Annotated in this window: 1 protein-coding gene; it reads left to right on the top strand. The window is 72.5% G+C overall.

What is annotated here, in order from left to right; genetic code table 11:
* Positions 1–560 (top strand): aldo/keto reductase (locus tag LPA54_RS35780; protein ID WP_228984729.1); only part of this gene is annotated, 560 nt, incomplete at both ends.

Below are 560 nucleotides of genomic sequence, written 5' to 3'. Positions count from 1 at the left end.
CCGAGGTGGGCGTGCAGGGCCTCGGCTGCATGGGCATGAGCTTCGCCTACGGCCCCGCCGACGCGGACGCCTCCCGGGCGGCCCTGGAACGCGCCCTGGAGCGGGGCGTAACCCTCTACGACACGGCCGACGCGTACGGCGCGTGCGACAACGAGCGGTTCCTCGCCCCGTTCCTCGCGGCGCACCGCGACGAGGTGCTGATCGCCACCAAGTTCGCCCTGTCGATCCCGCCGGACGACCCGACCCGGCGCATCGTCCGCAACGACCCGCCGTACATCCGGCAGGCCGTCGAGGCGAGCCTGCGCCGTCTGGACGTCGACGTCATCGACCTCTACTACATGCACCGGCGCGATGTGAACGTGCCGATCGAGGAGACCGTCGGCGTCATGGCCGAGCTGGTCCGCGAGGGCAAGGTGAAGCAGCTCGGCCTCAGCGAGGTGACGGCCGGTGAGCTGCGCGCCGCGCACGCCGTGCACCCGATCGCCGCCGTGCAGTCGGAGTGGTCGCTGTTCAGCCGGGACATCGAGGCCGCCGTGGTGCCGGCCGCGCGTGAGCTGGGC

The organism is Streptomyces sp. DH12, from assembly GCF_020873895.1.
Taxonomy (GTDB): Bacteria; Actinomycetota; Actinomycetes; order Streptomycetales; family Streptomycetaceae; genus Streptomyces.
The sequence above is the reverse complement of the archived record's forward strand: the minus strand, read 5'-3'. Positions and strand labels throughout refer to the sequence as shown.